This window comes from Nocardioides sp. Z22_16, assembly GCF_058134365.1.
In genome coordinates this window covers 18,876-42,718 of record NZ_JBYTTI010000002.1, presented here as the reverse complement: position 1 = coordinate 42,718, position 23,843 = coordinate 18,876, and the positions used below count along the sequence as shown (strand labels likewise).

Here is a 23,843-nt window from a genome sequence, read left to right as displayed (position 1 = left end):
GGTCAGGGTCGCTTCTCCGCGGGCGCGCCGCCGGCCGAGAAGGGCGCCTTCTTGTCCTTGGCGGGGATCAGGTCACCGGCCGGCTCGGAGTAGGAGAGCCGGACCAGCCGGTCGTCCTCGAAGTGCAGGGTGGTCAGCGAGCAGAGCGTGCACTCGCGGCTGCGCGGGTCGTGGACGAAGGAGCGGCCCTCCGCGGCCAGGCGGGTGGTCCAGATCGGCAGCTGGTGGGAGACGATGACCGCCTCGTGGCCCCGGGCGGCGTCGCGGGCGTCGTGGACGGCGGCCATCATCCGGGCCGCCATCTGGGCGTAGGGCTCGCCCCACGAGGGCTTGAACGGGTTGTAGAGGTGGCGCCACAGGCGCGGCCGCTTGAGGATCGTCTTCGCGCCCTCGCCGAAGCTGATCCCCTCGAAGAGGTTGGTCGACTCGATGACGCGGGGGTCGACCACCGGCTCGAGGCCACGGGCGGCGAGCAGCGGGGCGGCGGTCTCCCGGGCGCGCTCGAGCGGGGAGGTGCGCACGTGCACGATGTCGCGGGTGCCGACCACGGAGGCGACCCGCTCGGCCATCCGCTGCCCGAGCTCGGAGAGGTGGAAGCCGTCGCGGCGCCCGTAGAGGATGCCCTCCGGGTTGTGCACCTCGCCGTGGCGCAGCAGGTGCACCATGGTCTTGTCCGTCATCGGGCTACCTCCGCGGTCCGGTTGGTCTCCTGGGCGGCGGCCGCGGCGCGGGCCGCGCCGGGCAGGGCGTCGAGCACGTGCTGGACCGCCCGGTCGTCGTGGGCGGCGGAGACGAACCAGCACTCGTACGCCGAGGGTGGCAGGTAGACGCCCGCGTCGAGCATGGCGTGGAAGAAGGCGGCGTAGGCGGCGGTGTCCTGCCGCGAGGCGCCGGCGAAGTCGCGCACCGGCCGGTCGGTGAAGAAGACCGAGAACATGGTGCCGGCCGACTGCACCACGTGCGCGACCCCGGCCTCGGCCAGGGCCTTCGCGGCCGCCTCCCGGATCGTCGTCGCGGTGGCGTCCAGGGCGGCGTACACCTCGTCGGTGGCCAGCCGCAGCGTGGCCAGCCCCGCCGTGGTCGCCACCGGGTTCCCCGAGAGCGTCCCGGCCTGGTAGACCGGCCCCTCGGGCGCCAGGTGGGCCATCACGTCGGCGCGGCCACCGAAGGCCGCGGCCGGGAAGCCGCCGCCCATCACCTTGCCGAAGGTCATCAGGTCGGGCGTCCAGCCCTCGTGCGCGCCGTCCAGCCCCCAACCGCCCTGCGCGGTGGCCCGGAAGCCGGTCATCACCTCGTCGGAGACGAAGAGGGCGCCGGCCTCCCGGCAGGTCTGGGCGAGGAAGGCGTTGAAGCCGGGCTCCGGCGGCACCACGCCCATGTTGCCCGGGGTGGCCTCGGTGATCAGCGCCGCGATCCGCGGCCCGTGCTCGGCGAACGCCGCGGTGACCGCGGCCCGGTCGTTGTAGGGCAGCACCAGGGTCAGGTCGGTGGCCGAGACGGGGACGCCCGGGGTGCCCGGCAGGGCGAAGGTGGCGACTCCCGAGCCGGCCTCGGCCAGCAGCGAGTCGACGTGCCCGTGGTAGCAGCCGGCGAACTTCACGACCACGTCGCGGCCGGTGAAGCCGCGGGCCAGCCGGATCGCCGACATGGTCGCCTCGGTGCCGCTGGAGACCAGGCGCACCCGGTCGGCCGGGGTGCGCCGCACGATCTCCTCGACCAGCTCCACCTCCGGCTCGGTCGGGGTGCCGAAGGAGGTCCCGCGGGCCACCGCGGCCTGCACCGCTGCCGTGACCTCGGGGTGGGCGTGGCCCAGCAGCATCGGACCCCACGAGCAGACCAGGTCGACGTACTCCTGGCCGTCGACGTCGGTGAGCCACGGGCCGGACGCGGACCGGATGAAACGAGGGGTCCCGCCGACGGCGTTGAAGGCGCGCACCGGAGAGTTCACCCCGCCGGGCGTCACCGCCCGCGCGCGCGCGAAGAGGTCGGCCGAGACCGGGCTGGGGGAAGTCACCGCCTCATTGTCGCGCACCGACCCAAGGCCGCCGAATCGCAGTCCGAAGAGCCCAGCCGCAGGGGTTCCCCCCGCCCCCGGACCGGAGGCATGATCGAAAGGACTCGGCTCGGGCAGGGGACACGACATGGCACGCACAGGCTTCCGGAGGTGGCAGCGGACCTCCGCTGCGCTGCCCCTGGTCGCCCTGACGCTCGGCTGGACGGCGTGCCTGGACCCGCTCTCGGCCCCCGACGACGCGGGTGCAGGGCAGGTGCCCCCCGGCGCGACGACGCTCGCGGTCCCCGCAGCGGCCCCCGAGGTGGTGGTGCCCGAGGTGGTCCGCGCCGCCGACGCCGACAGCGTCCCGCGCCCGGTCCACCCCGGCGTCGACCCCGACGCGGTGAGCACCGGGGCGATCCCGGCCCCCGCCCTGGCGGCCTACCAGCTCGCCGAGGCGGTGATGCGGACCGCGGACGGAGACTGCGCCCTCTCCTGGCCCGTGCTGGCCGCGATCGGCCGGGTGGAGTCCGACCACGGTCGCTACGGCGGCAACGTGCTGGACGAGGGCGGGCGCTCCACCCCCGGGGTGATCGGCATCCCACTGGACGGCAGTGCCGGGACGGCTCGGATCACCGACACCGACCAGGGGCGGCTCGACGGCGACGCGCGCTTCGACCGTGCGGTGGGCCCCATGCAGTTCATCCCCTCCACCTGGACGGCGGTCGCCGTGGACGGCGACGCGGACGGCGTCCGGGACCCCCAGGACCTCGACGACGCGGCCCTGGCCAGCGCCGTCCACCTCTGCTCCGGACCGGGATCGCTCGCCGAGCCGGCCACGCTCCGCGCCGCACTGCTGCGCTACAACCGCTCCGCCAGCTATGTGCGGCTGGTGATCGGGGTGGCCGACGCCTACCGCGCCGGGGCGTGGCAGGACCCCCTCGGCCCCGGGACCCTGCAGGCCGCGGCGGCGTTGGTGGGCGGCGGCGCCGAGCCCGGTCCCGCGGGCGGGCGCGGGGTCCCCACCCCGGGGGTCGGCTCAGGCGCGACCGGGCGCACCCCGTCGCCTGAGCAGCCGCGGGTGCGGCCGACGGCGCCGCCCGAGGAGCGGTCCGTGCAGGCACTGGGACCGGTCGAGGGGCTGCCGCCGACCCGGTCGGCGCCCCCGGCGAACCGGCCGCCGACCGAGACGGAGCCGCCCCTGCCCGCACCCCCGACCCCCACGCCCCCCGCGGACCCGGGCTTCACGCCGCAGGCCGCACCACCTACCGAGCCCAGCGAGCCCAGCGAGCCGACACCCACGCCCACGCCCACCGAGCCGCCCTACGAGCTCCCGGTGCTGCCGGTGCCCCAGGGGCCGCTGCCCGAGCTCGACCCGGCCACCCTGCCGGTGCCCGAGGGCCTGCCCGTGCCGGACGACCTGGCGCTCGACGAGGAGTGGACCACGGCGCTGCTCACCGCCACTGCGCTCTGCCTGGAGGCCGGGGTGACCCTGGAGGAGACCGAGGCGCTCCGCGGCTGCCTGGCCGAGTGGCTCCTGCCCGTACCTGAGCCGGCCGCCCCGTAGGTCAGCGGGCGAGGAGCCGCGCCGCCTCCGAGGCCCAGTAGGTCAGGATCACGTCGGCACCCGCGCGGCGGATCGAGGTGAGCGTCTCCAGGATCGCCGCCTCACGGTCGATCCAGCCGCGGGCCGCGGCCGCCTCGACCATCGCGTACTCGCCGGAGATGTTGTAGGCCGCCACCGGCACGTCGACCGCGTCACGGACGCGCCGCACCACGTCGAGGTAGGCCAGGGCAGGCTTGACCATCACGATGTCGGCGCCCTGCTCCACGTCGAGGAGCGCCTCGCGGACGCCCTCGATCGCGTTGGCCGGGTCCTGCTGGTAGGTCCGCCGGTCGCCCTCGAGGGTGGAGTCCACGGCCTCCCGGAACGGCCCGTAGAAGGCGGACGCGTACTTCGCGGAGTACGCCAGGATCGAGACGTCGGTGTGCTCCATCGCGTCCAGCGCGGTGCGGATGGTGGCGACCTGGCCGTCCATCATGCCGCTGGGGCCCACCATGTCGACGCCCGCGTCGGCCTGGGCGAGCGCCATCTGCGCGTAGGCCGCCAGGGTCCGGTCGTTGTCGACCTGGCCGTCGGAGGTGAGCAGCCCGCAGTGGCCGTGGTCGGTGAACTCGTCCAGGCACAGGTCGCTCATCACGGTCAGGCCGTCGCCGACCTCCGCGACCACGTCGGTGATCGCCAGGTTGAGGATGCCGGTGGGGTCCACGGCCCCCGAGCCCAGCGCGTCCTTCTCCGCGGGGACGCCGAAGAGCATCACCCCGCCGAGGCCGAGCTCGGCCGCCTCGGCCGCCGCCGCCCGGAGCGAGTCCCGGGTGTGCTGCACGACCCCGGGCATCGAGGAGATCGGCTGCGGCTCGGAGATGCCCTCACGGACGAAGAGCGGCAGCACCAGCTGGCGCGGCTGCACCGCGACCTCGGCGACCATCCGCCGCAGCGCGGGGGTGGTCCGGAGCCTCCGGGGCCGCACCACGGGGCCGCTGACGGCCCCGGGTCCGCCCGCCGACGTCCCGGACTCCTCGGACGGACCTGCGGCGGGCACCTACTTCGACCCGACCTTGCGCCGCCCGGAGGCCTTGCGGTCGGACGGCTTGGTCACCGGCTGACCGGCCTCCACCAGCGCGAGCCGCCGGGAGGCCCCGAAGTCGGCGAGCGCCTCGACCAGCACCTCGACGTCCGGCTGGGGCGAGAGCACGTCGACCCGCAGCCCGTGCTCCTCGGCCGTCTTGGCCGTGGCCGGACCGATGACCGCGATCACCGTGGAGGGGTGCGGCTTGCCCGCGATCCCCACCAGGTTGCGCACGGTGGAGGAGGAGGTGAAGACGACCGCGTCGAACCGGCCGGTCTTGATCGCGTCCCGCGTCGGCGCCGGCGGGGGCGTCGCGCGCACCGTGCGGTAGGCGGTCACGTCGTCGCACTCCCAGCCCAGCTCGACGAGGCCGGCGACCAGGGTCTCGGTGGCGATGTCGGCGCGGGGCAGGAAGACCCGGTTGATGGGGTCGAGCAGCTCGTCGTACGGCGGCCACTCGGCCAGCAGCCCGGCCGCCGACTGCTCCCCGACCGGGACCAGGTCGGCCCGCAGGCCCCAGGCGGCGATGGCCTCGGCGGTCTTGTCGCCCACCGCGGCGATCTTGAGGCCCGAGAAGGCACGGGCGTCGAGGCCGTACTCCTCGAACTTCTCCCGCACCGCCTTGACGGCGTTGACGGAGGTGAAGGCGATCCACTCGTAGCGGCCCTCCACCAGGCCGCGGACGGCCTTGTCCATCTGCAGCGGGTTGCGCGGCGGCTCCACCGAGATGGTCGGCACCTCCTCGGGCACGCCCCCGAAGGCGCGGATCCGCTGGGAGAGCGAGCCGGCCTGCTCCTTGGTGCGGGGCACCAGGACCCGCCAGCCGAAGAGCGGCTTGGTCTCGAACCACGAGAGGGTGTCGCGCAGGTTGACCACGTCGCCGATCACGATGATGGCCGGCGGCGCCACCCGGGCGGCCCGCACGTCGGCGGCCACGTCGGCGAGGGTGGAGGTGAGCGTCTCCTGCTCGGTGGTGGTGCCGACCCGGGTCACCGCGACCGGGGTCTGGGGCGAGCGACCGGCCGCCTGCAGCGCCGCCGCGGTCTCGCCGATCGTGCCGACCCCCGAGAGCAGCACCAGGGTGCGGTCGTCGGCGTACTGCGACCAGTCGACGCTGCCGCCGCAGGTCACCACGGCGACCTCGCGGTGGGTCTTGTCGGTGAGCGGGATGCCGGCGTAGGCCGGGACCGCCTGGACCGAGGAGACGCCCGGCACGATGTCGAAGCCGACACCGGCCTTGACGCACGCCTGGGCCTCCTCCGGCCCCGAGGCGTAGAGGAACGGGTCACCGGTCATCAGCCGCACCACGCGGTGCTTCTTGCCGTGCTTGACCACCACGCGGGCGCGGTTGGCGTGGGTCAGGGGCTGACCGTCCTCGCCGAAGCCGCCGTCGACCAGCACGGGGGCGCCCTCGACGGGCTCCAGCTCCTCGCCCGAGACGCGGGCCGGCAGGCCGAGGACCGCGCGGACCAGGCCCTCGTGCTCGGGAGCCTCGGTGACGATCACCTCGGCGTCCTTGATCAGCTCCACGGCGCGGACCGTCAGCAGGCCCGGGTCGCCCGGGCCGCTGCCGACGAAGGAGACCCAACCGGTGGGAGTGGACTTGGTGGCGGGGGTGTTGCCTCGGGTCATGGGTGCTGGTTCCTCACTGCTGCTTCGTGCGGTGCTTCCATCAGGTCCTTGGCGCCATCGGCGAGCATCTCGCTCGCCAGGCGGGCGCCGACGCCCGCTGCCTCCTCCGGCCGGCCGGTGGCGCTCATGCGCACCGACAGGCCCCCGTCCATGGACAGGGCCACCGCCCTGAGCCACAGCTCCTCCCCCGTCTCCCCCTCGACCACCTCGGCCAGGGCACCCAGCGGTGCGCTGCACCCGGCCTCGAGCGTGGCCAGCACGGCCCGCTCCGCCTCGACGGACGCGCGGGTGTGCGGGTCGTCGAGCTCGCGCAGGGCGGCGATCAGCTCGTGGTCGTCCGTCCGGCACTCGACGGCCAGCGCACCCTGGCCGGGGGCCGGGAGCATCTGGATCGGGTCGAGCACCTCGGTCACCTCGTCGAGCCGGCCCAGGCGGGCCAGCCCGGCGCGGGCCAGCAGGATCGCGTCCAGCTCCCCGCCGGTCACCTTGGAGATCCTGGTCCCGACGTTGCCGCGGATCTCCACGATCTCCACGCCCAGGCCGAGGGCACCGAGCTGGGCGGCACGCCGGGGCGACCCGGTGCCGATCCTGCTGCCGACCGGCAGCTCGCCCAGGGTGAGCCCGTCGCGGGCGACGAGGACGTCGCGCGGGTCCTCGCGCGGCGGCACGGCCGCCAGCGTGATGCCGGGGTGCGGGTAGGTCGGCAGGTCCTTGAGCGAGTGGACGGCGAAGTCGACCTCGTCGGCGAGCAGGGCGTCGCGCAGGGCGCTGACGAAGACGCCGGTGCCCCCCATCGAGGCGAGCGGGGCTCGGCTCACGTCGCCGTGCGTGGTCACCTCGACCAGCTCGACGTCGCGCCCGAGGCAGCGACGGACCATCTCCGCGACGTGGCCGGACTGCGTCGTGGCCAGGGCGGAGGCCCGGGTGCCGAGCCGCAGGGGTCGCAGCGTGCTCATCGCGAATCCCCCTCGTCGGGCAGGATCCCGCGGGTGACCGCGGAGACGGCCTTGGGGTCGAGGGCGAAGAGCTCCGCGAGCGCCTCGGCGTAGGAGACCGGCTCCGTCTCGCCCGCGAGCTCCTTGACCCGGGTGGTGGGCTGGTGGAGGAGCTTCTCCGCGACCCGGTGCACGGTGCGTCGCACCTCGGCACGGACCGCGTCGTCCAGGTCGGGGAGCCGGGTGGCGAGGCGATCCATCTCGCTCTCCACCACCCCGGTGGCCATGGTGCGCAGCGCGACCACGGTGGGGGTGACACTGGCCTGGCGCCGCGCGTTCAGGAACGCCTGGATCTCCTCGGCGACGATCTGCTTGACGCCGGCGACGTCGCGGGCGGCGTCGCTGCCGTCCAGCACCGAGGCGAGCTCGGCCAGCCCGGTGAGGGTGACGCCGGGCAGCCGGGAGACGTCCGGGTCGACGTCGTGCGGGAGGGCCAGGTCGATGATGTCCAGCCGGCCGGTACGTGTCCCCCGGGACGCGGCGAGCATGGTGGCGCTCACCAGGATCCCGGTCGCCCCCGTGCAGGTGATCAGCACGTCGGCGTCGGCCAGCGCGGAGTCGAGCTCGGCCAGCGGCAGGGCCGAGACGCCGTGCTCCGTCGCCAGGCGCTCCGCGTTCTCCAGGGAGCGGTTGGCCACCACGACCTCACCGGCGCCCATCCGGGTGACGGTGGCGGTCGCCAGGCCGGCCATCGAGCCCGCCCCGAGGATCACGACCTTGCGACCGGCCAGGCCGCCGTGCGGCTCGGTGGTGTGCTCCAGCGCCGCGGTCACCAGCGACGGGGCCGCCGCGTCGATCCCGGTCTCGGCGTGGGAGCGCTTGCCCACCCGCAGCGCCTGCTGGAAGAGCAGGTTGAGGGAGGGCCCGACGGTGCCGAGCTCCTGCCCGACCCGCAGGGCCTCCCGGGCCTGGCCCAGGATCTGGCCCTCGCCGACGACCATCGAGTCGAGGCCCGCGGCCACGTGGAACAGGTGGGAGACCGCACCGTCGTCGTAGTGCACGTAGAGGTGCGGCAGCAGCGAGTCGGAGCTGCCCCCGGCACGGTCGACCAGGAGGCGCGAGAGCTCCTCGACGCTGCCGTGGAAGCGCTCGACGTCCGCGTAGACCTCGAGCCGGTTGCAGGTCGAGATGGCCGTCGCCTCCGCGACGTGCTCGCAGCCGGAGACGTCGGTGATCAGCTTGCCGACGCCGTCGGCGTCCAGCGCCAGGCGCTCGAGCACCGCCACCGGCGCGGACTTGTGGGAGATGCCCACCACCAGCACGCTCATGACGCGCTCCCCTGCTCGAGGACCGGGAGCCGGAGCGCGCCGTCGACCGGCGGCTCACCGGAGGCCTCGCCGTCCTGCCGCAGGTGCTGCGCCTTGCGCTGCTCGTGATAGGCCAGGATCTGCAGCTCGATGGAGAGGTCGACCTTGCGCACGTCGACGCCGTCGGGCACCGAGAGCACGCCCGGCGCGAAGTTGAGGATGCTGGTGATCCCGGCCGCGACCATCCGGTTCGCCACGTCCTGGGCGGCGGGCGCCGGGGTGGCGACCACACCGATCGCCACCTCGTCGTCGCGCACGATCGCCTCGAGGTCGTCGAACGGGCGCACCGCGACGCCGGCGACCTTCTCGCCGTGCCGCGTCGGGTCGGCGTCGAGCAGGGCGACGACGCGGAAGCCGCGGCTGCGGAAGCCCGAGTAGTTGGCGAGGGCGTGACCGAGGTTGCCGATGCCGACGATGACGACGGGCCAGTCCTGGGTCACCCCGATCTCGCGGGCGATCTGGTAGCGCAGGTACTCGACGTCGTAGCCGACGCCCCGGGTGCCGTAGCTGCCGAGGTAGGAGAGGTCCTTGCGGAGCTTGGCGCTGTTGACGCCCGCGGCCGCGGCCAGCTCCTCGCTCGAGCACGTCAGGGTGCCAGCCTCGGAGAGACTGGTCAGGGCGCGCAGGTAGACCGGGAGCCGGGCCACCGTCGCCTCAGGGATCTCCCTGGCCGCCTCGGCGGAAGTCCGTGCAGTCACTGGATTCTTCTTTCCAGCCAGAACGACGGCCCGGTCGGGTCCGGGTCCGGAATCGCTCGGCGTTCCTCACTGTAGGAGTTTGTGAACGCGAGAACAAAATCCAGTGAGGCCGTGGAGGCTCCCGAGTGAGAACTCCCACTCCGAGGTCAGCGGCGGGCCAGCGCGGACCGCAGCCTCGACTCGTCGACCCGCCAGAAGTCGTGCTGCCGGCCGTCGACGAAGGTGACCGGCACCTCCTCGGAGAAGCGGTCGAGCAGGTCCTCGTCCTCGTCGACGTCGACCTCGGTCCAGGTGTCACCGGTCTCCGCGCAGACGCGGCTCACCACGGCCACCGCCTCCTCGCAGAGGTGGCACCCCTGCCGGCCGTAGACCACCACCCGGGCCAGGTCCCGGGTCCCGTCGAGCCCGCCCATCCCCGTCACTCCAGCAGGCCGAGCCGGCGCCGGCGCTCGATGCCGCGCAGCCGCCCCTTCTGGATCTTGCCGGTGGCGGTGCGCGGCAGCTCACCGACGACCTCGATCCGGGCGGGCCACTTGAACCTGGCCAGCCGGCTGCTGGTGCGGGCCCGGACCGCCTCCTCCACCGCGCCGGGATCGGCGCCGTCGGCGGCGACGACGTAGGCGACCACGCACTCCCCGGTCCCCTCGTCCGGCGCGCCGATCACCGCGACCTCGCCGACCCCGTCGACGTCGCGGATGACGTCCTCGACCTCCGAGGGGTAGACGTTGAAGCCGGAGACGATCACCAGCTCGCGGACCCGGTCGACCAGGTAGAGGTCGCCGTCGCCGTCGAGGTAGCCCACGTCCCCGGTGCTGAACCAGCCCTCGCCGTCGGGTCCGCCCGAGCCGTCGGGCCAGTAGCCGGAGAAGAGGTTGTCACCGCGGACCTGGATCTCGCCGGGGTCGTCGCCCTCCAGGTGCCCGGTGTGCTCGTCGACCAGGCGCAGCTCGATGCCGGGCAGCGCGGCTCCCACCGACCCGGTGTGCCGTGCCGCGTCCGCGGCGTGGCCGGGGCCGTGCTCGACGTACCCCTTGCTGCACAGGGTGGAGGTGACCACCGGGGCGGCCTCGGTCAGGCCGTAGCCCTGGTGCACCTCGACCCCCGAGGCCTCCGTGAACCGGTCCATCACCTCCGCGGCCAGCGGCGCCGACCCCGACAGCATCAGCCGCACCGGCCCGAGGCGGTCGCGCAAGCCCTCGACCGGCAGCCAGTGGGCGAAGACCGGCGGCGCGACCGGGACCACCGAGACGGCCTCGTCGTCGATCACGTCCAGCGTCGCCTCGGGCTCGAAGCGGTCGACCAGGATCAGCTTGGCGCGGTGGCGCAGCACGCTGCCCAGCACGGCGTTGAGGCCGTAGACGTGGAAGAGCGGGAGCACCCCCAGCACCACGTCGTCCCCGTGCATCATCGCGGGGCGCACGGCGGCCACCTGCTCGATGTTGGCCATCAGCGCCCGGTGGGTGAGCATGGCGCCGCGCGGGCGACCCGAGGCCCCGCTGGTGTAGAGCAGGACCGCGAGCTTCTCGGGGTCCTGGAGGGCGGGCTGCGCGGCCGCCGGCTCGGCGACCAGCTGGGCGTAGCTACCGCCGTCGGCCCCGTCGACGTCGCCGATCACCACCAGGCGAGGGTCGCGGGCCCGTTCCAGCAGGTCGTCCTCCACCTCCCCGTCGGGCAGGGGCTGCCCGTCCTTGGCGGCGCGCAGCATCTCGAACGCCTGGCGGACGACGGGCGCGGTGTCGCCGTCGGCGACCACCACGCGCGAGCCGGAGTCGGCCAGCATCCGGACCAGCTCGTAGGGGGTGGAGCCCGGGTTGACCGGCACCGCGACCACCTGCGCCGCGAGTGCGCCGAGGTAGGAGGTGACGAACTCGAGCCGGTTGCCCAGCACGATCATCATCCGCATGCCGGCCACCAGGCCGAGGCGGCCGAGCCCCGCCGCCACGCGCTGCACCTCGTCGTCCAGCTGCCCCCAGGTCAGGCTCCGGCCGCCCACCTCGACCAGGGCCAGCCGCTCGGGGGACTCGGCGGCGGCAGTCACCACCAGGTCGGCTATGTGTGAGGTGGAGGCCATGTCGATGATACTTCCACAACCCGCCCCCGCCGTGTCCCACTACGCTGATCGGGTGAGCCGCTCCGGACAGCACCGCACCCCGTCCGACCTACGGCGTCGCTCGACGCTCGCCGGGGAGGCCGCGGCAGCCTCGGCGGAGGTGGAGGTGGCCCTCTCCACGCCGGTGGACTCCAGCAGCGCAGCCTTCTTCGACGTGGACAACACCGTGATGCAGGGGGCCAGCATCTTCCACCTGGCCAAGGGCCTCTACCAGCGCAACTTCTTCACCACGCGCGACATCGCGGGCGCCATGTACAAGCAGGCCTGGTTCAGGGTGGTGGGCAAGGAGGACCCCGAGCACATCGAGGACGCGCGCAACTCCGCGCTCGGCTTCATCGCCGGGCACACCGTCGCCGAGCTCGAGGAGCTGGGCGAGGAGATCTTCGACGAGGTGATGGCCCACCGGATCTGGCCCGGCACTCGGGCGCTGGCCCAGATGCACCTGGACCGGGGCCAGCGGGTGTGGCTGGTGACGGCGGCCCCCATCGAGATCGCCTCCATCATCGCCAGGCGGCTCGGACTCACCGGCGCCCTCGGCACCGTCTCGGAGCACCAGGACGGCGTCTACACCGGCAGGCTCGTGGGCGACCTCCTCCACGGGCCCGCCAAGGCCGAGGCGGTCCGGGCGATCGCGGAGCGGGAGGCGCTCGACCTGTCCCGGTGCTCGGCCTACTCCGACTCCTACAACGACCTGCCGATGCTCTCCCTGGTCGGCGACCCGGTCGCCATCAACCCGGACCCCGCGCTGCGGGCTCACGCCCGGGCGAACGGATGGCGGGTCCGCGACTACCGCACCGGCCGCAAGGCGGCCCGCATCGGCCTGCTGACCGGCGCCGCGCTGGGCGCCACGGCCGGGGGCGTCGCGGCCGGACTGTCCGTCCGCGGGCGGCACCGCGGCTGAGCCGCCCCTTCACAAAGGGTGGCGCGCTCCGTAACCTCAGGAGCACGTCTGACGGGGAGGGTTGGGCATGCTCGGGATCGACGACGCCACGCCTGGCATCGGCGCGCTGCGCCGAGCCGTGCTGGAGGTCCTCCATCCCCCCGGCCTGCTGCTGGCCGAGGCCGCGACCTCGGGCGCCGGGCGCGCCGGGGTCCGGGCCGCCGCCCCCGTCTCCGTCCCCCGTCCGGGCGGCGGGCACGACGACCACGACCTCGCCACCTCCAACGAGACGTCGCCCGACGACCGTGAGCGGCTCATCGCCCTCGTCGAGCTGGCGCGGACCGGGGACGCGGAGGCGTTCGGCCTCCTCTTCGACCACTACCACCGGGCGGTCCACCGCTTCCTGCACCACCGCACCGGGTCGGTGACGCTGGCCGAGGACCTGACCTCGGAGACCTTCTTCCGGGCGCTCCGGGCGATGCAGGACTTCCGCTGGCAGGGCAAGGACTTCGGCGCCTGGCTGATGACGATCGCCCGCAACCTGGCGCTGGACCACTTCAAGGCCGGCCGGACGCGGCTGGAGTCCACCACCGAGGACATGACCCACCACGAGGGGGCGCTGGGCCGGGCCCGCCCCGACCACGTGGCCACGGAGGAGGCGGTGCTCTCCCGGCTGACCAACGACGTGCTGCTGCGCACGCTGCGCACCCTCCCCGACGACCAGCGCGACTGCCTGGTGCTGCGCTTCCTGCAGGGGATGAGCCTCGCCGAGACCGCGGAGGCGCTGGGGCGCTCCACCGGGGCGGTCAAGCAGCTCCAGCTGCGCGCGCTGCGCAACCTCGCCGAGCGACTGCCCGAGGAGGTGTCGGAGCCGTGAGCGCGACGACCCGCCCCGTAACCTCCCCCGGCCCCGACTCGTTGCGTCGGGTGACCCGGTGGTCGTCCGCCGCCGGCGGCGAGCACCCAGGAAGCCGACCATGATCACCCCGTCCACCTCGCGCCGTCGCGCCGACGAGCTCGACGCCCTCCTGCGGGGAGACGGCACCGACCACCGCGCGGCGCAGCGCCACGCCCGGGTGCTCGCGGTGGCGGAGCGCCTGGGCCAGGTGCCCGACCCGGCGCCGCGGCCGGAGTTCGTCCGCGACCTGCGCGCGCGGCTGCTGGCAGAGGCCGAGACGGTCCTGACACCGGCCGCCCCGACGCCGGCCGGCCCGGGGACCGCCCGCGACCCGCAGCGGGTCCGGCGCGACCGGAGGACGGCGGCCGCGCTGGGCACCGCGGCACTCCTGGTCGCCAGCGGCTCCGTCGGCGTCGCCTCGCAGGCCGCGCTCCCGGGTGAGCTGCTCTACCCGGTGAAGTCGGCCCTGGAGTCGGCCCGCGAGCAGATCGCCAGCGGCGATCACGACACCGGGATCCTGCTCCTCTCGCGCGCCGACTCGCGGCTCGACGAGGTGGAGGAGCTGGTGACGCGCGACGACGCCGGCAGCCGCCGCGCGACCGGCCCCACCCTGGAGACGTTCGACGAGCAGGCCCGGGAGGGTGGCGACCTGCTGATCGACGAGTTCGAGAGCTCCGGGCGCCGCGCGTCCGTGCTAGCCCTGCGCGACTTCGCGGCGGCGGCCATGCCTCGGCTGGAGGCGCTGGCTCCCGTCCTGCCGGCCGAGGCCCGTGACGAGCTGGCGGCTGCGGCCGCGACGCTGGTCGCGCTGGACGACCGCGCCGTGGCCGCGTGCCCGGACTGCGGGGACGGCGCGGGCCTCGCGGTCCCCCGGCTCCTGGCCGACGGCACGCAGCCCGTGGCTCCCGGCGCGCCGGCGGGCCCGGCTGCGGAGCCGGCCGGCGAGGGAGCGCGCGCGCTCGGGCCGGGGCCGGCCTCTCGCCCCCGGGTCCGGGAGGCCGAGCCTCCGGGTGGCGCACCCGGGGAGCCGCCCGGCACTCCGGCCACCCCTCCTCCCCCGGAGCAGACGCCGCCCGGCGAGCCCCCGCGCGACCCCGCCGAGCCCCACGCCACGCAGCCGCCGACCCCGGCACCGACGCCGACCTCGGCTCCCACCCCGAAGCCCCGGCCGTCCAGCTCGCCGCCGCCTCCCGAGCTGCCGTCCGAGCCCACCCGCACCCCGGTGCTGGACGGTCTGACCGAGGCGCTGGTGGGTGGCGCCCCGGCGCCCGGGGCCTCGCCGTCCACGGGATTGCTCGGCGGGGTCGGCGAGGGGCTGGGCGAGGTGACCGGGAACCTGCTGGGCACCCCGGTCGGCGAGGCGGTCGAGCAGACCACCGACGGGGTCCGACGGCTGCTCTCCGGCGTGCTGCGGGGACCTGGTCGCACCGCCGGGCCGACGCCCTGAGCAGCCGCTGAGGGTCAGCGGAAGACGGAGCCCCGCTCCTTGAGCAGCGCGAAGAGCGTCTGCTGGATCGTCTCGCGGACCTGGTCGGTGAGGTTGAAGACCAGCATCGGATCCTCGGCCTCCGCCTCGTCGTAGGCGTCGGTGCGGATCGGCTCGCCGAACTCCAGCAGCCACTTCGACGGCAGCGGCACCAGCCCCAGGGGGCCGAGCAGCGGGAAGAAGGGGGTGATCGGCAGGTAGGGCAGGTTGAGGAGCCGGGCCAGGGTGGTGAGGTTGCCGACGATCGGGTAGATCTCCTCGGCGCCCACGACCGAGAGCGGCACGATCGGGACACCGGTGCGCAGCGCCGCCGAGACGAAGCCGCCGCGGCCGAAGCGCTGCAGCTTGTAGCGCTCCGAGAAGGGCTTGCCGACACCCTTGAAGCCCTCGGGCCAGACCCCCACCAGCTCGCCCTGGTTGAGCATGCGCTCGGCGTCCGCCTGGCACGCCAGGGTGGCACCCGAGCGGCGCGCCAGCCCGGCCACCATCGGCAGGCGGAAGACCAGGTCCGCGGCCAGCGGGCGCAGGAAGCGTCCGGTGCGGTCGTGGACCGAGACCATCGTCATCAGGCCGTCGACCGGGATGGTGCCGGAGTGGTTGGAGACCACCAGGGCGCCGCCGTCGGCCGGGATGTTCTCCACCCCCCGGACCTCGATGCGGAACCACTTCTCCGCGATGGGGCGCAGCATGGCCAGCAGCAGGCGCTCGGTCAGCTCGGGGTCGAACCCGAAGTCGTCGATCGGGTAGTCCCCGTCGAGCCGCCGACGCAGGAACGAGAGCAGCTCGGCCAGCCGGCGCTCCCAGTCGTCGCCGAAGACCTCACGCGCCCCGGCCTCGATCGCGGCCAGCCACTCCCCGACCGGGATCCCGCCGGCGGGCTCGCGCTCCTCGGTGGTGAAGGCGCTCCGGGGACCCGGAGGCTGCTCGTCCGCGGCGGTCTCGGCGGCAGCGCGAGGCTTGGCCGGCTTGGCGGCGGACTGGCCGGCGAGGTCGCGCGCGGCGGTCGAGGGCTTGCTCCGGCCGCTCCCCCGACCGGGGCGGCCCCCGGTGCCCAGGGGGATGATCTCTGCCTCAGGCACGGGGACCTCCTGCGAGGGCGGGGGCGTCGTCGATACTGCGACCGAGGCTCCGACAGAAGTCGGCGAACGCCTCGGAGGTCGTGTAGCGAGGGTTGAAGCCGAGGTCCTCACGCATCCGGGTGGTGTCGACGCCTCGCCCGTAGGTGAGCAGCGCACGGTGCTCGGGGGAGGCGTCGGCGAGCCGGGCCGAGCGGAGCACCGACTCGACCCGCCCCAGCGCCATGGCAGGGAGCGGGAGCGGGACCTTGCCCAGGCGGCGGATCGCCTGGGACAGCATGATCACCCCGTCGCCGGCGACGTTGAAGGAGCCGTGGGCCCCGTCGCTCCGCGTGGCGTGCAGCAGCACGTCGTAGAGGTCGTCCTCGTGCAGGAACTGCAGGCGCGGGTCGAAGCCGAGGACCATCGGGACCACCGGCATCCGGAAGAACGAGGTCATCGGGCTCACCACGTGCGCCCCGATCACGTTGGCACAGCGCAGCATCGTCACCCGGACGTCGGCGCGGCGGCGCGCGAAGCCGCGGACGTAGCCCTCCACCTCGGAGACGTCCTGGGCGTAGCCGGCACGGGGCAGCCTCTTGGCGCCCATGTCCTCGGTGAACATCGCCGGGTCACGGTTGCTGGCGCCGTAGACGGCGGTGCTCGACTTCACGACCAGGTGCTTGAGGCCCGGCGCGCGCTGGCAGGCCGCCAGCAGCTGCATCGAGCCGATGACGTTGATCTCCTTCATCGCCGCCCGCCCACCGTTTCCGGTGGGCGTCGCGATGACACTCATGTGCACCACCGTGTCGACGTTCTCGCGCGCGATCACCTTGGCGATGACCGGGTTGCGGATGTCGGCACGGATGAAGGAGACGTCGCCGACGTCACCACGCGGCGGGACGACGTCCACGCCGATGACGCGGTCGATGGAGGGGTCGGCAGCTGCCGCGCGCGCGAAGCGTCGGCCCACGTCCCGGGAGACCCCGGTGACCAGCACGACCCTCCCCATGACCGTGTGGTGGTGCTACTTGCCGAGCTTGCGACGCTGCACGCGCGTCTTCTTGAGGAGCTTGCGGTGCTTCTTCTTGGCCATGCGCTTACGCCGCTTCTTGATGACAGAACCCACAGGAAACCTTTCAACGTCTTCACGTCCACGGCGATTCGCCGGACCGGTGTGTCAGCCTACTTGCCCGCACCACCCGGGCAGAATCGGGTGCCACCCCGTGGGCGGCCCACGACTCAGCCGGCGTTGAAGAAGCTCTTGCGCAGGTACTCGTCGACGTCGTCCTCGGTCACCCGGAACGACCGGCCGACGCGCACCGCGGGGAGCTCCCCGTTGTGCACCAGCCGATAGACGGTCATCTTGGAGACCCGCATCATGGCGGCCACCTCGGCGATCGTGAGGAACTTGACGTCGGACCTGTCCGAGGGGTTGGCCATCTGTGCACCTGTCCTTCTGCCCCACGGCGCCGGCTTCCCCACCGGCGTCACAGACGTGTGGCGTACTCGTGAGAATAGGGCTTCTTGTGACCCGTGGGGAAGGGAATGACTTGTGAAACTTCCCTTTGACGGCGTGTCGCGTTGATTTCCCCCCGATTGCGGCCCTTGACGCAGGATTTCACGCGTAGGGATCCAGCCCGTGGAGGGGGAACGCCTCCATCCGGGTCGCGTGGATCGCGCGGTCCAACCAGGTCTCCGGGTCGTAGCCGTCCCGCCAGTCACGGTACGCCGGGGTGCGCCCGTCGGTCATCCGGTGCGGAGCCCCCGTCCCCAGCACCGTGGAGACGTGGTCGCGCCAGGCGTCCGGGGTGTCCGTCAAGGGGTCCAGGGGCTGACCGCCGACGATGGCCAGCAGGTGGGCCCAGGCCCGAGGCACCACCGAGGGGATCGCATACCCGCCGCCCCCGGTGACCACCCACTTCCCGTCGGCCACGTCGTGCGCCAGGTCATGGAGCGCCAGGTAGGCCGCCCGCTGGCCGTCGACGCTCAGCATCAGGTGGGTGAGCGGGTCCTCCATGTGGGAGTCGCAGCCGTGCTGGGTGACCAGCACCTGCGGGTCGAACTCGCCGACGAGCTCCGGGACCACGGCGTGGAAGGCCCGCAGCCAGCCCGCGTCGGCGGTGCCGGGTGGCAGCGCCACGTTGACCGCGGTGCCGGACGCCTCGGGACCCCCCAGGTCGGCCGGGAAGCCGGTCCCCGGGAAGAGCATCTGCCCCGTCTCGTGCAGCGAGACGGTGAGCACCCGCGGGTCGTCCCAGAAGATCTTCTCCACGCCGTCGCCGTGGTGGGCGTCGATGTCGACGTAGGCGACCCGCTCCACGCCCTGGTCGAGCAGCCAGCGGATCCCGACCGCCACGTCGTTGTAGATGCAGAACCCGCTGGCCCGGTCGGGCATCGCGTGGTGCAGGCCGCCGACCACGCTCGCACTGTGCAGCGACTCGCCGCTCCAGACCTGTCGGAACGCCTCGACGCTGGCGCCGACCACGTGGGCGGAGGCGTGGTGCATGTCCCGGAAGACCGGGTTGTCGTCGGTGCCGAGGCCGTGCTTCTCGTCGACCAGCCCCGGCGCGGAGCCGACCCGCTGGACGGCCTCGATCAGCGACTCGGAGTGGACCGAGGCGATCAGCTCCAGGTCGGCCATCGGTGCCTGCACCACCTGGAGCCCCCGCTCCATCACGCCGAGCTCCTCGGCGAGCCGCATCGTCAGGTCGACCCGGAGCGGCGACATCGGATGGTGCGGGCCGAAGTCATATTCGGCGAGCGTCTTGTCGAAGACGACACTGGCCGGTCCGTGGCACTCCCTCATGGGCGGCACGCTACTCCCGGGAGGCTCCGCCCCACGAGGTTCCCCCGCGCTCGCGCGCGACCGGCACCTCGAGGTGCACCCTGGCGGCTCAGCCCGCCGGGGCCGCGGACCAATCGACCGGGTGGGCGATGACGACCGTGTTGCCCCGGTAAGCGCCGCGCTGGTACTCCGAGCACGTCACCAGCAGCAGCCGCCCGCGGGTCGACTGCCCGAAGAGCCGTTGCGAGACCGCCGCCAGCTCCTCCTTGGAGTAGCTGCGCACCTCGTGCACCCGGTAGGCGATCCGGCCGGAGTCGGTGCGCAGCCGCACCACGTCCCCCGGCGCGAGGTCAGCGAGGTCGTCGAAGACGCCGCCGCCGGTGCTGACGGAGTGCCCGGCGAGCAGGACGGCGCCCCGGCGGCTGCCGGGCAGCGCCCCCTGGGACCACCACCCCACCGTGGTGACGTCCGCCGGCGGGGCCAGCGCGCCGTCCGCGCCCATCGAGACCGGGACCACCTCGGTGTCGACGGAGATCGCGGGCACCTCGAGGCGGAGGGGGACCCCGCGGGCAGCGGGGTCGACCCGGGTGGGTGGCCGGGCCCCGGCTTGCCCGGTCTCCGCCGTCCCCCGGCAGGCCCCCAGCAGCGCGGTCACGACCAGAAGACAGAGCAGGGTGAGGGCGAGGCCCGGGCGGCGTCGTGCCTGCCCCCTCACTCCTCCTCGAACCGCCGGGCAGCGACCAGGACGCCGCCGGAGCTCAGCAGCAGCGCGGCGCCGCCGCCGACCAGCCCGGCGCCCCAGGTGGTGGCCGAGGAAGAGCCCGCGACACCCGCGTCGACGCTGCGGGGCACCGCGACGCGCTCCTCCTCGTCATGCCGGCCCCCGTCGCGCTGGCCCTCGGCACGCGGGCTCTCGTCACGCTGGCCCTCGGCACGCCGGCCCTTGCCGCGCTGGCCCTCGTCACGCTGGCCCTTGCCGCGCTGACCCTCGTCACGCTGACCCGGGGTCGGACTCTCGGACGTACCGGGCTCGGTCGTGGGCGTCCCGCTCGGCTCAGGGCTCGGGGTCACGCTGGGCTCGCCCGTCGGCTCGCCCGTCGGCTCGCCCGTCGGCTCGCCCGTCGGCTCGCCCGTGGGCTCGTGCGTGGGCTCCGGCGTCGGCTCCGCGGTCGGGCCGTGCGTCGACTCCGGGGTCGGGGTCGGATTCGGGAGGTACGTCGGCCTCGGGGTCGGGGTCGGGGTCGGCTTCGGGGTCGGGCCGTGCGTCGACTCCGGGGTCGGGGTCGGATTCGGGAGGTACGTCGGCCTCGGGGTGGGGGTCGGGGTGGGGTCGGCCGCGGCCGGTCCGTGGGTCGCGATCACCAGACCCCCGCTCACCAGGGCGAGGACTCCCGTGACGGCGAGTCCCGAAGCCAGCCGAACCCAGCTGCTCGTCGCGCGCCGTGGCGCGTCGTGGGTGGACATCTCTCCTCCATCTCCTCCTGTCCTCGGGAAGACGCCCGTCTCCCGCGCCTTCGAGCGTAGGTCGACAGTTTCTTCACTTGAAGACTTGTGCAAGTGAAGAGATGAACACCACACCTCTGGGCACGTGGACGCTCGCGCGGCAGACTGGAGGGATGTCCGGACCCTCGATGAACACCCCGAACGCGCGCGCGCTCGCGCTCGAGTTCCCCCAGTCCCTGGCCGTCTACGACACCTACGCGCAGGCCCAGAAGGCGGTCGACCACCTCTCCGACCAGGAGTTCCCGGTGGAGAACTGCATGATCGTCGGGACGGACCTCAAGCAGGTCGAGCGGATCACCGGCCGCCTCACCTGGGGCCGGGTGGCCGTGGCCGGGCTGCTCTCGGGCCTGTGGATCGGCATCTTCCTGGGCCTGCTCCTCGGGCTCTTCGTCGAGGGCGGAGGCTGGCTGCCGATGATGCTCTCCGCCGCGCTCTTCGGGGCGGTCTTCGGCCTCATCTGGGGCCTCGCCGGCTACGCCGCGACGCGGGGGCGACGCGACTTCTCCTCGATCCAGGCGGTCGTCGCCACGCGCTACGAGGTGCTGGTCGAGCACAAGCACCGGGAGCGGGCCCGAGAGATCCTGGCGGCCACCCCGGGCCTGCTCCCCGACCCCTTCGCCGGCTGAGCCTCAGGCGTCGGCGGCCAGCTCGCGGGAACGGTCCCGCGCGGCCTCCATGGCGGCGAGGAACGCCGCGCGCACCTTGTGGATCTCCAGCTCGCGCAGCGCGGCCGCCGTGGTGCCGGCCGGCGAGGTGACCTGCTCGCGCAGCACGGTCGGATGGGTGCCCGTCTCGCGGAGCATGATGGCCGAGCCCACCAGGGTCTGCACCGCCAGCTCGGTCGCGGTCGCGCGAGGCAGCCCGAGGTGGACACCCGCCTCGATCATCGACTCGATCACGAAGAAGACGTAGGCCGGTCCGGACCCGGAGATCGCGGTCACCGCGTCCATCTGCTTCTCCGGCACCCGCATCACCTTGCCGCAGGAGTCCATCAGCGCCTCCACCTCGGCCAGGTGCGCCTCGTCGCAGTGCAAGCCCGGCGAGATGGCGGCCATCCCCTCGTCGACCAGCGCCGGGGTGTTGGGCATCACCCGGACCACCGCCACGCCGGCGGGCACCCGCGACTCGATCCACGCGGTGGTGATGCCGGCCGCGAGCGAGACGAGCAGCTGACCGGGGCGGAGCACGGGGGTGATCTCGGCGAGCAGGTCGGCCATGTCCTGGGGCTTCACGACCAGCGCGACCGTCTCGGCCTTCGCGGCAGCCTCGACGTTGCCGAGCACCGTGACGCCGTACCGCTCCTCGAGCTCGGCCGCACGCTCCGCACGCTTCTCGCCCACCAGGAGCGTGTCGACCCGACGGCCCGCCCGGACCAGGCCGGAGAGGAGGGTCTCGCCCATCACACCGGCGCCGAGGATCGCGGTCTGCTTCGTGGTCGCCATGGCGGCCATTGTGCCGCTACTTCTTCCGGACCAGCGACTTGAGGAACATCGACACGTTGCCCGGCTTCTCGGCGAGGCGGCGCATCAGGTAGCCGTACCACTCCTGGCCGTACGGGACGTAGACGCGCATCGTCTCCCCGGCCGCCGCGAGGCGTCGCTGCTCGGCGGGCCGGATCCCGTAGAGCATCTGGAACTCGTAGGTGCCCTGGACCCGGCCGTGGCGGCTGGCCAGCGACGTCGCGATCTGGATCATCCGGGGGTCGTGGGTGGCGATCATCGGATAGCCGTAGCCGGCTAGCAGGATCTTGAGGCAGCGCACGTAGGCCTTGTCGATCTCGGCGCGGTCCTGGTGCGCCACGTCGTCCGGCTCGAGGTAGGCGCCCTTGCACAGCCGCACCCTGGAGCCCTCGTGGGCGAGTGCACGGCAGTCGTCCTCGGTGCGCAGGAGGGCGGCCTGCAGCACCGCCCCGGTCTCGGGGAAGTCCTTGCGCAGCTCGTGCAGGATCTCCAGGGTCCCGTCGGTGGTGGTGTGGTCCTCCATGTCCAAGGTGACCGTGGTGCCCGCGTTGCGGGCGGCCAGGCAGATCTTCCGGGCACCGGCCAGGGCGACGGCCCGGCCGGAGACCCCGTCCTCCTCGGGGAGGGCCTGGCCGATCGCGCTGAGCTTGACGCTGACCTCGGCCTGGCGCCCCAGGCCGCGGGCCGAGAGCTGCTCGAGGAGCTCGACGTACGCCGCGACGGTGCGCTCGGCCTGCGCGCGGTCGGTGGTGTCCTCCCCCAGGAAGTCCAGCGTGACGGCCATCCCCTCGTCGACGAGGTCGGCGGTGGCACGCACGGCCGCCTCGGTGGTCTCCCCCGGCACGTAGCTCGCCACGATCCCGGAGGAGACCGGGAGGGTGCTGATCAGCTCCTTGACCTTCCCGGAGCGCGACAGCATGAGGATGGGCTGGCGGAGCAACGACATGCGTTCAGGCTACGGGGTGCGCCGCGACAGGGTCAGTGCGCCGAGCCCGAGGAGCGCCACCGCCCAGCCCGCCACCAGCGCCAGGTCCTGCCACGCCTGCGCGGTGGAGCCGCTGGTGGTCAGGGTGCCGATGGCGTCCACCGCGAAGGAGAGCGGCAGCACGTCCCCGACCGCCTCCAGCACCGCCGGCATCCGGTCGCGGGGCACCAGCAGGCCGCAGAGCAGGATCTGCGGGACGACGAGGGCCGGCATGAACTGGACGGCCTGGAACTCCGTCCGGGCGAAGGCGCTGACGAAGAGGCCCAGGGCGGTGCCCAGCACCGCGTCGCAGACCGCCACCACGGCGAGGAGCCACAGCGGCCCCTGCACCTCCAGGCCCAGCCCCCACACGGTCACCGCCACGGCGACCACCGACTGCACGGCGGCGAGCAGCCCGAAGGCCAGGGCGTAGCCCACCAGGAAGTCGAGCCGTCCCATCGGCATGGTGAGGAGTCGCTCGAGCGTGCCGCTGGTGCGCTCACGCAGCGTCGTCACGCTGGTGACCAGGAACATCACGAGGAAGGGGAAGATCGCCAGCAGGGCCGGGGCGATCCGGTCGAAGACCTCGCCGGGAAGTCCGTCGTAGACCCACCACAGCAGCACCGTGAGGGCGCTGGGCAGCACCATGAGCATGGCCAGGGTCCGGTGGTCGCGGCGGACCTGCGTCAGCACCCGCGCGGCGACGGCGAGGGTGGTCCGCGGCCTCATGCCCGGCCCTCCACGAGGGCCAGGAACGCCTGCTCGATGTCGGGGGCGCCGGTGCGCTCGCGCACCTGCGCGGGCGTGCCGTCGGAGATCACCCGGCCCTCCCGCATCAGCAGCAGCCGCTCGCAGCGCTCGGCCTCGTCCATCACGTGGCTGGAGACCAGGACGGCGGTGCCGGCGTCGGCCAGCCGGTGGAAGAGGTCCCACAGGTCCCGGCGCAGCACCGGGTCCAGCCCCACCGTCGGCTCGTCGAGGACCAGCAGGTCCGGGGCGCCGAGCAGGGCCACCGCCAGGCTGACTCGGCTGCGCTGGCCACCGGAGAGCCGGCCCACGATCCGGTCGCGGAGGTCGGTGAGGTCCACCGCCGTCAGGGCGACGTCGACCTCGCCGCCGTCCACCCCCAGCACCCGGGCGAAGAATCGGAGGTTCTCCGCGACGGTCAGGTCGTCGTAGACGCTCGCCGACTGGGTGACGTAGCCGACGCGGTCGCGCAGCGCGCTGCTCCCCGCCGGCAGCCCCAGCACCTGGACCGTGCCGGACCGGACCCGCTGCCCGCCGACCAGGCAGCGCATCAACGTGGTCTTGCCGGAGCCGCTCGGCCCGAGCAGCCCGGTCACCCCGCGCCCGACGTCCAGGGAGATCCCCGGGAGCACCGAGCGACCGCCGCGCTCGACCGTCAGGTCCCGGACCTCCACGACGTGCTCCATCCGGGCCGGCT

At 73.8% G+C, this 23,843-nt stretch carries 25 protein-coding genes; 5 read left to right on the top strand and 20 right to left on the bottom strand.

The genetic code is table 11. The features are described 5' to 3' along the window. Nucleotides 1-2: 2 nt before the first annotated feature. A complete protein-coding gene (locus AC3X7R_RS04380; RefSeq protein WP_489964351.1) occupies nucleotides 3-680 on the bottom strand; it encodes a histidine phosphatase family protein in 678 nt (225 codons plus the stop codon). Continuing rightward, entirely contained in the window at nucleotides 677-2,014 is a 1,338-nt protein-coding gene (gene hemL / locus AC3X7R_RS04375) for a glutamate-1-semialdehyde 2,1-aminomutase (RefSeq protein ID WP_489964350.1), read from the bottom strand. The genes AC3X7R_RS04380 and hemL overlap by 4 nt, the downstream gene beginning before the upstream one ends. Nucleotides 2,015-2,141: 127 nt before the next feature. Between hemL and AC3X7R_RS04370 the strand changes: the two genes are divergently transcribed. Further along, nucleotides 2,142-3,560 carry a lytic transglycosylase domain-containing protein gene (locus AC3X7R_RS04370; RefSeq protein ID WP_489964349.1) on the top strand — a complete coding sequence of 473 codons (1,419 nt, stop codon included), beginning with the start codon at nucleotides 2,142-2,144 and terminating at the stop codon, nucleotides 3,558-3,560. 1 nt (nucleotide 3,561) lies between these two features. Here the strand turns inward: AC3X7R_RS04370 and hemB are convergent, their stop codons facing one another. The 7 genes from hemB to AC3X7R_RS04335 all read right to left on the bottom strand — a co-directional run bounded on the left by hemB (nucleotide 3,562) and on the right by AC3X7R_RS04335 (nucleotide 11,326). Then, nucleotides 3,562-4,527: a porphobilinogen synthase gene (gene hemB, locus AC3X7R_RS04365; RefSeq protein ID WP_489965126.1), complete on the bottom strand. Its 966-nt coding sequence runs from the start codon at nucleotides 4,525-4,527 to the stop codon at nucleotides 3,562-3,564. 69 nt (nucleotides 4,528-4,596) lie between these two features. After that, a complete protein-coding gene (locus AC3X7R_RS04360; protein ID WP_489964348.1) occupies nucleotides 4,597-6,255 on the bottom strand; it encodes a bifunctional uroporphyrinogen-III C-methyltransferase/uroporphyrinogen-III synthase in 1,659 nt (552 codons plus the stop codon). After that, on the bottom strand, nucleotides 6,252-7,211 hold the full coding sequence (gene hemC / locus AC3X7R_RS04355) for a hydroxymethylbilane synthase (protein ID WP_489964347.1): 960 nt from the start codon (nucleotides 7,209-7,211) through the stop codon (nucleotides 6,252-6,254). Before hemC ends, AC3X7R_RS04360 begins: the two co-directional genes overlap by 4 nt. Further along, entirely contained in the window at nucleotides 7,208-8,518 is a 1,311-nt protein-coding gene (locus tag AC3X7R_RS04350; protein WP_489964346.1) for a glutamyl-tRNA reductase, read from the bottom strand. Before AC3X7R_RS04350 ends, hemC begins: the two co-directional genes overlap by 4 nt. Beyond that, nucleotides 8,515-9,255 carry a redox-sensing transcriptional repressor Rex gene (locus AC3X7R_RS04345; protein ID WP_489964345.1) on the bottom strand — a complete coding sequence of 247 codons (741 nt, stop codon included), beginning with the start codon at nucleotides 9,253-9,255 and terminating at the stop codon, nucleotides 8,515-8,517. The genes AC3X7R_RS04350 and AC3X7R_RS04345 overlap by 4 nt, the downstream gene beginning before the upstream one ends. Before the next feature lie 146 nt (nucleotides 9,256-9,401). Beyond that, on the bottom strand, nucleotides 9,402-9,668 hold the full coding sequence (locus AC3X7R_RS04340) for a glutaredoxin family protein (RefSeq protein WP_489964344.1): 267 nt from the start codon (nucleotides 9,666-9,668) through the stop codon (nucleotides 9,402-9,404). Nucleotides 9,669-9,673: 5 nt separating this feature from the next. After that, complete coding sequence (locus AC3X7R_RS04335; RefSeq protein ID WP_489964343.1) at nucleotides 9,674-11,326, bottom strand: class I adenylate-forming enzyme family protein; 1,653 nt, start codon at nucleotides 11,324-11,326, stop codon at nucleotides 9,674-9,676. A 52-nt stretch (nucleotides 11,327-11,378) separates the two neighbouring features. On the opposite strand from AC3X7R_RS04335, the gene AC3X7R_RS04330 reads away from it, so the two are divergent. From AC3X7R_RS04330 to AC3X7R_RS04320, 3 genes are all read left to right on the top strand, one after another. Beyond that, on the top strand, nucleotides 11,379-12,266 hold the full coding sequence (locus tag AC3X7R_RS04330) for an HAD family hydrolase (RefSeq protein ID WP_489964342.1): 888 nt from the start codon (nucleotides 11,379-11,381) through the stop codon (nucleotides 12,264-12,266). Nucleotides 12,267-12,333: 67 nt separating this feature from the next. Continuing rightward, entirely contained in the window at nucleotides 12,334-13,122 is a 789-nt protein-coding gene (locus tag AC3X7R_RS04325) for a sigma-70 family RNA polymerase sigma factor (RefSeq protein ID WP_489964341.1), read from the top strand. A gap of 100 nt (nucleotides 13,123-13,222) precedes the next feature. Then, nucleotides 13,223-14,590, top strand: coding sequence for a DUF5667 domain-containing protein (locus AC3X7R_RS04320; RefSeq protein ID WP_489964340.1), 1,368 nt, complete (start codon nucleotides 13,223-13,225; stop codon nucleotides 14,588-14,590). 14 nt (nucleotides 14,591-14,604) lie between these two features. Here the strand turns inward: AC3X7R_RS04320 and AC3X7R_RS04315 are convergent, their stop codons facing one another. The 7 genes from AC3X7R_RS04315 to AC3X7R_RS04285 all read right to left on the bottom strand — a co-directional run bounded on the left by AC3X7R_RS04315 (nucleotide 14,605) and on the right by AC3X7R_RS04285 (nucleotide 19,936). After that, nucleotides 14,605-15,708 (bottom strand): lysophospholipid acyltransferase family protein, encoded by a 1,104-nt coding sequence (locus AC3X7R_RS04315; protein ID WP_489964339.1) that lies wholly within the window; start codon nucleotides 15,706-15,708, stop codon nucleotides 14,605-14,607. Beyond that, entirely contained in the window at nucleotides 15,701-16,696 is a 996-nt protein-coding gene (locus AC3X7R_RS04310; protein ID WP_489964338.1) for an NAD-dependent epimerase/dehydratase family protein, read from the bottom strand. Before AC3X7R_RS04310 ends, AC3X7R_RS04315 begins: the two co-directional genes overlap by 8 nt. A 15-nt stretch (nucleotides 16,697-16,711) precedes the next feature. Continuing rightward, nucleotides 16,712-16,813 carry a 30S ribosomal protein bS22 gene (locus AC3X7R_RS04305; RefSeq protein WP_008356322.1) on the bottom strand — a complete coding sequence of 34 codons (102 nt, stop codon included), beginning with the start codon at nucleotides 16,811-16,813 and terminating at the stop codon, nucleotides 16,712-16,714. Between the two features lie 113 nt (nucleotides 16,814-16,926). Then, the gene (locus AC3X7R_RS04300; RefSeq protein ID WP_489964337.1) at nucleotides 16,927-17,127 is read right to left on the bottom strand and encodes a helix-turn-helix domain-containing protein; all 201 of its coding nucleotides are present in this window, start codon (nucleotides 17,125-17,127) and stop codon (nucleotides 16,927-16,929) included. Nucleotides 17,128-17,305: 178 nt separating this feature from the next. Continuing rightward, nucleotides 17,306-18,493, bottom strand: a complete 1,188-nt coding sequence (locus tag AC3X7R_RS04295; protein WP_489964336.1) for an acetoin utilization protein AcuC — start codon at nucleotides 18,491-18,493, stop codon at nucleotides 17,306-17,308. An 88-nt stretch (nucleotides 18,494-18,581) separates the two neighbouring features. Continuing rightward, entirely contained in the window at nucleotides 18,582-19,187 is a 606-nt protein-coding gene (locus tag AC3X7R_RS04290; RefSeq protein WP_489964335.1) for a class F sortase, read from the bottom strand. Next, a complete protein-coding gene (locus tag AC3X7R_RS04285; protein WP_489964334.1) occupies nucleotides 19,184-19,936 on the bottom strand; it encodes a hypothetical protein in 753 nt (250 codons plus the stop codon). The genes AC3X7R_RS04290 and AC3X7R_RS04285 overlap by 4 nt, the downstream gene beginning before the upstream one ends. A gap of 152 nt (nucleotides 19,937-20,088) precedes the next feature. Here AC3X7R_RS04285 and AC3X7R_RS04280 point away from each other — a divergent pair, with 152 nt between their 5' ends. Then, nucleotides 20,089-20,601, top strand: coding sequence for a YflT domain-containing protein (locus AC3X7R_RS04280; protein ID WP_489964333.1), 513 nt, complete (start codon nucleotides 20,089-20,091; stop codon nucleotides 20,599-20,601). A 3-nt stretch (nucleotides 20,602-20,604) separates the two neighbouring features. Here the strand turns inward: AC3X7R_RS04280 and proC are convergent, their stop codons facing one another. From proC to AC3X7R_RS04260, 4 genes are read right to left on the bottom strand one after another with little or no spacing between them, the layout of a single operon-like run. Beyond that, complete coding sequence (gene proC, locus AC3X7R_RS04275; RefSeq protein ID WP_489964332.1) at nucleotides 20,605-21,417, bottom strand: pyrroline-5-carboxylate reductase; 813 nt, start codon at nucleotides 21,415-21,417, stop codon at nucleotides 20,605-20,607. 16 nt (nucleotides 21,418-21,433) lie between these two features. Further along, nucleotides 21,434-22,381: a proline dehydrogenase family protein gene (locus tag AC3X7R_RS04270; RefSeq protein ID WP_489964331.1), complete on the bottom strand. Its 948-nt coding sequence runs from the start codon at nucleotides 22,379-22,381 to the stop codon at nucleotides 21,434-21,436. A 9-nt stretch (nucleotides 22,382-22,390) separates the two neighbouring features. Next, a complete protein-coding gene (locus tag AC3X7R_RS04265; RefSeq protein ID WP_489964330.1) occupies nucleotides 22,391-23,128 on the bottom strand; it encodes an ABC transporter permease in 738 nt (245 codons plus the stop codon). Continuing rightward, entirely contained in the window at nucleotides 23,125-23,832 is a 708-nt protein-coding gene (locus AC3X7R_RS04260; protein ID WP_489964329.1) for an ABC transporter ATP-binding protein, read from the bottom strand. Before AC3X7R_RS04260 ends, AC3X7R_RS04265 begins: the two co-directional genes overlap by 4 nt. Nucleotides 23,833-23,843 lie beyond the last annotated feature (11 nt).

Bases quoted from the DNA above. Each gene is read 5' to 3' on its own strand.
- AC3X7R_RS04325 (WP_489964341.1), top strand. From the start codon at position 12,334: ATGCTCGGGATCGACGACGCCACGCCTGGCATCGGCGCGCTGCGCCGA.
- AC3X7R_RS04320 (WP_489964340.1), top strand. From the start codon at position 13,223: ATGATCACCCCGTCCACCTCGCGCCGTCGCGCCGACGAGCTCGACGCC.
- proC (WP_489964332.1), bottom strand. From the start codon at position 21,417: ATGGCGACCACGAAGCAGACCGCGATCCTCGGCGCCGGTGTGATGGGC.
- AC3X7R_RS04265 (WP_489964330.1), bottom strand. From the start codon at position 23,128: ATGAGGCCGCGGACCACCCTCGCCGTCGCCGCGCGGGTGCTGACGCAG.
- AC3X7R_RS04370 (WP_489964349.1), top strand. From the start codon at position 2,142: ATGGCACGCACAGGCTTCCGGAGGTGGCAGCGGACCTCCGCTGCGCTG.
- AC3X7R_RS04260 (WP_489964329.1), bottom strand. From the start codon at position 23,832: ATGGAGCACGTCGTGGAGGTCCGGGACCTGACGGTCGAGCGCGGCGGT.
- AC3X7R_RS04295 (WP_489964336.1), bottom strand. From the start codon at position 18,493: ATGAGGGAGTGCCACGGACCGGCCAGTGTCGTCTTCGACAAGACGCTC.
- AC3X7R_RS04380 (WP_489964351.1), bottom strand. From the start codon at position 680: ATGACGGACAAGACCATGGTGCACCTGCTGCGCCACGGCGAGGTGCAC.
- hemC (WP_489964347.1), bottom strand. From the start codon at position 7,211: ATGAGCACGCTGCGACCCCTGCGGCTCGGCACCCGGGCCTCCGCCCTG.
- AC3X7R_RS04280 (WP_489964333.1), top strand. From the start codon at position 20,089: ATGTCCGGACCCTCGATGAACACCCCGAACGCGCGCGCGCTCGCGCTC.
- AC3X7R_RS04270 (WP_489964331.1), bottom strand. From the start codon at position 22,381: ATGTCGTTGCTCCGCCAGCCCATCCTCATGCTGTCGCGCTCCGGGAAG.
- AC3X7R_RS04350 (WP_489964346.1), bottom strand. From the start codon at position 8,518: ATGAGCGTGCTGGTGGTGGGCATCTCCCACAAGTCCGCGCCGGTGGCG.
- AC3X7R_RS04285 (WP_489964334.1), bottom strand. From the start codon at position 19,936: ATGTCCACCCACGACGCGCCACGGCGCGCGACGAGCAGCTGGGTTCGG.
- AC3X7R_RS04310 (WP_489964338.1), bottom strand. From the start codon at position 16,696: ATGGGGAGGGTCGTGCTGGTCACCGGGGTCTCCCGGGACGTGGGCCGA.
- AC3X7R_RS04340 (WP_489964344.1), bottom strand. From the start codon at position 9,668: ATGGGCGGGCTCGACGGGACCCGGGACCTGGCCCGGGTGGTGGTCTAC.
- AC3X7R_RS04335 (WP_489964343.1), bottom strand. From the start codon at position 11,326: ATGGCCTCCACCTCACACATAGCCGACCTGGTGGTGACTGCCGCCGCC.
- AC3X7R_RS04300 (WP_489964337.1), bottom strand. From the start codon at position 17,127: ATGGCCAACCCCTCGGACAGGTCCGACGTCAAGTTCCTCACGATCGCC.
- AC3X7R_RS04360 (WP_489964348.1), bottom strand. From the start codon at position 6,255: ATGACCCGAGGCAACACCCCCGCCACCAAGTCCACTCCCACCGGTTGG.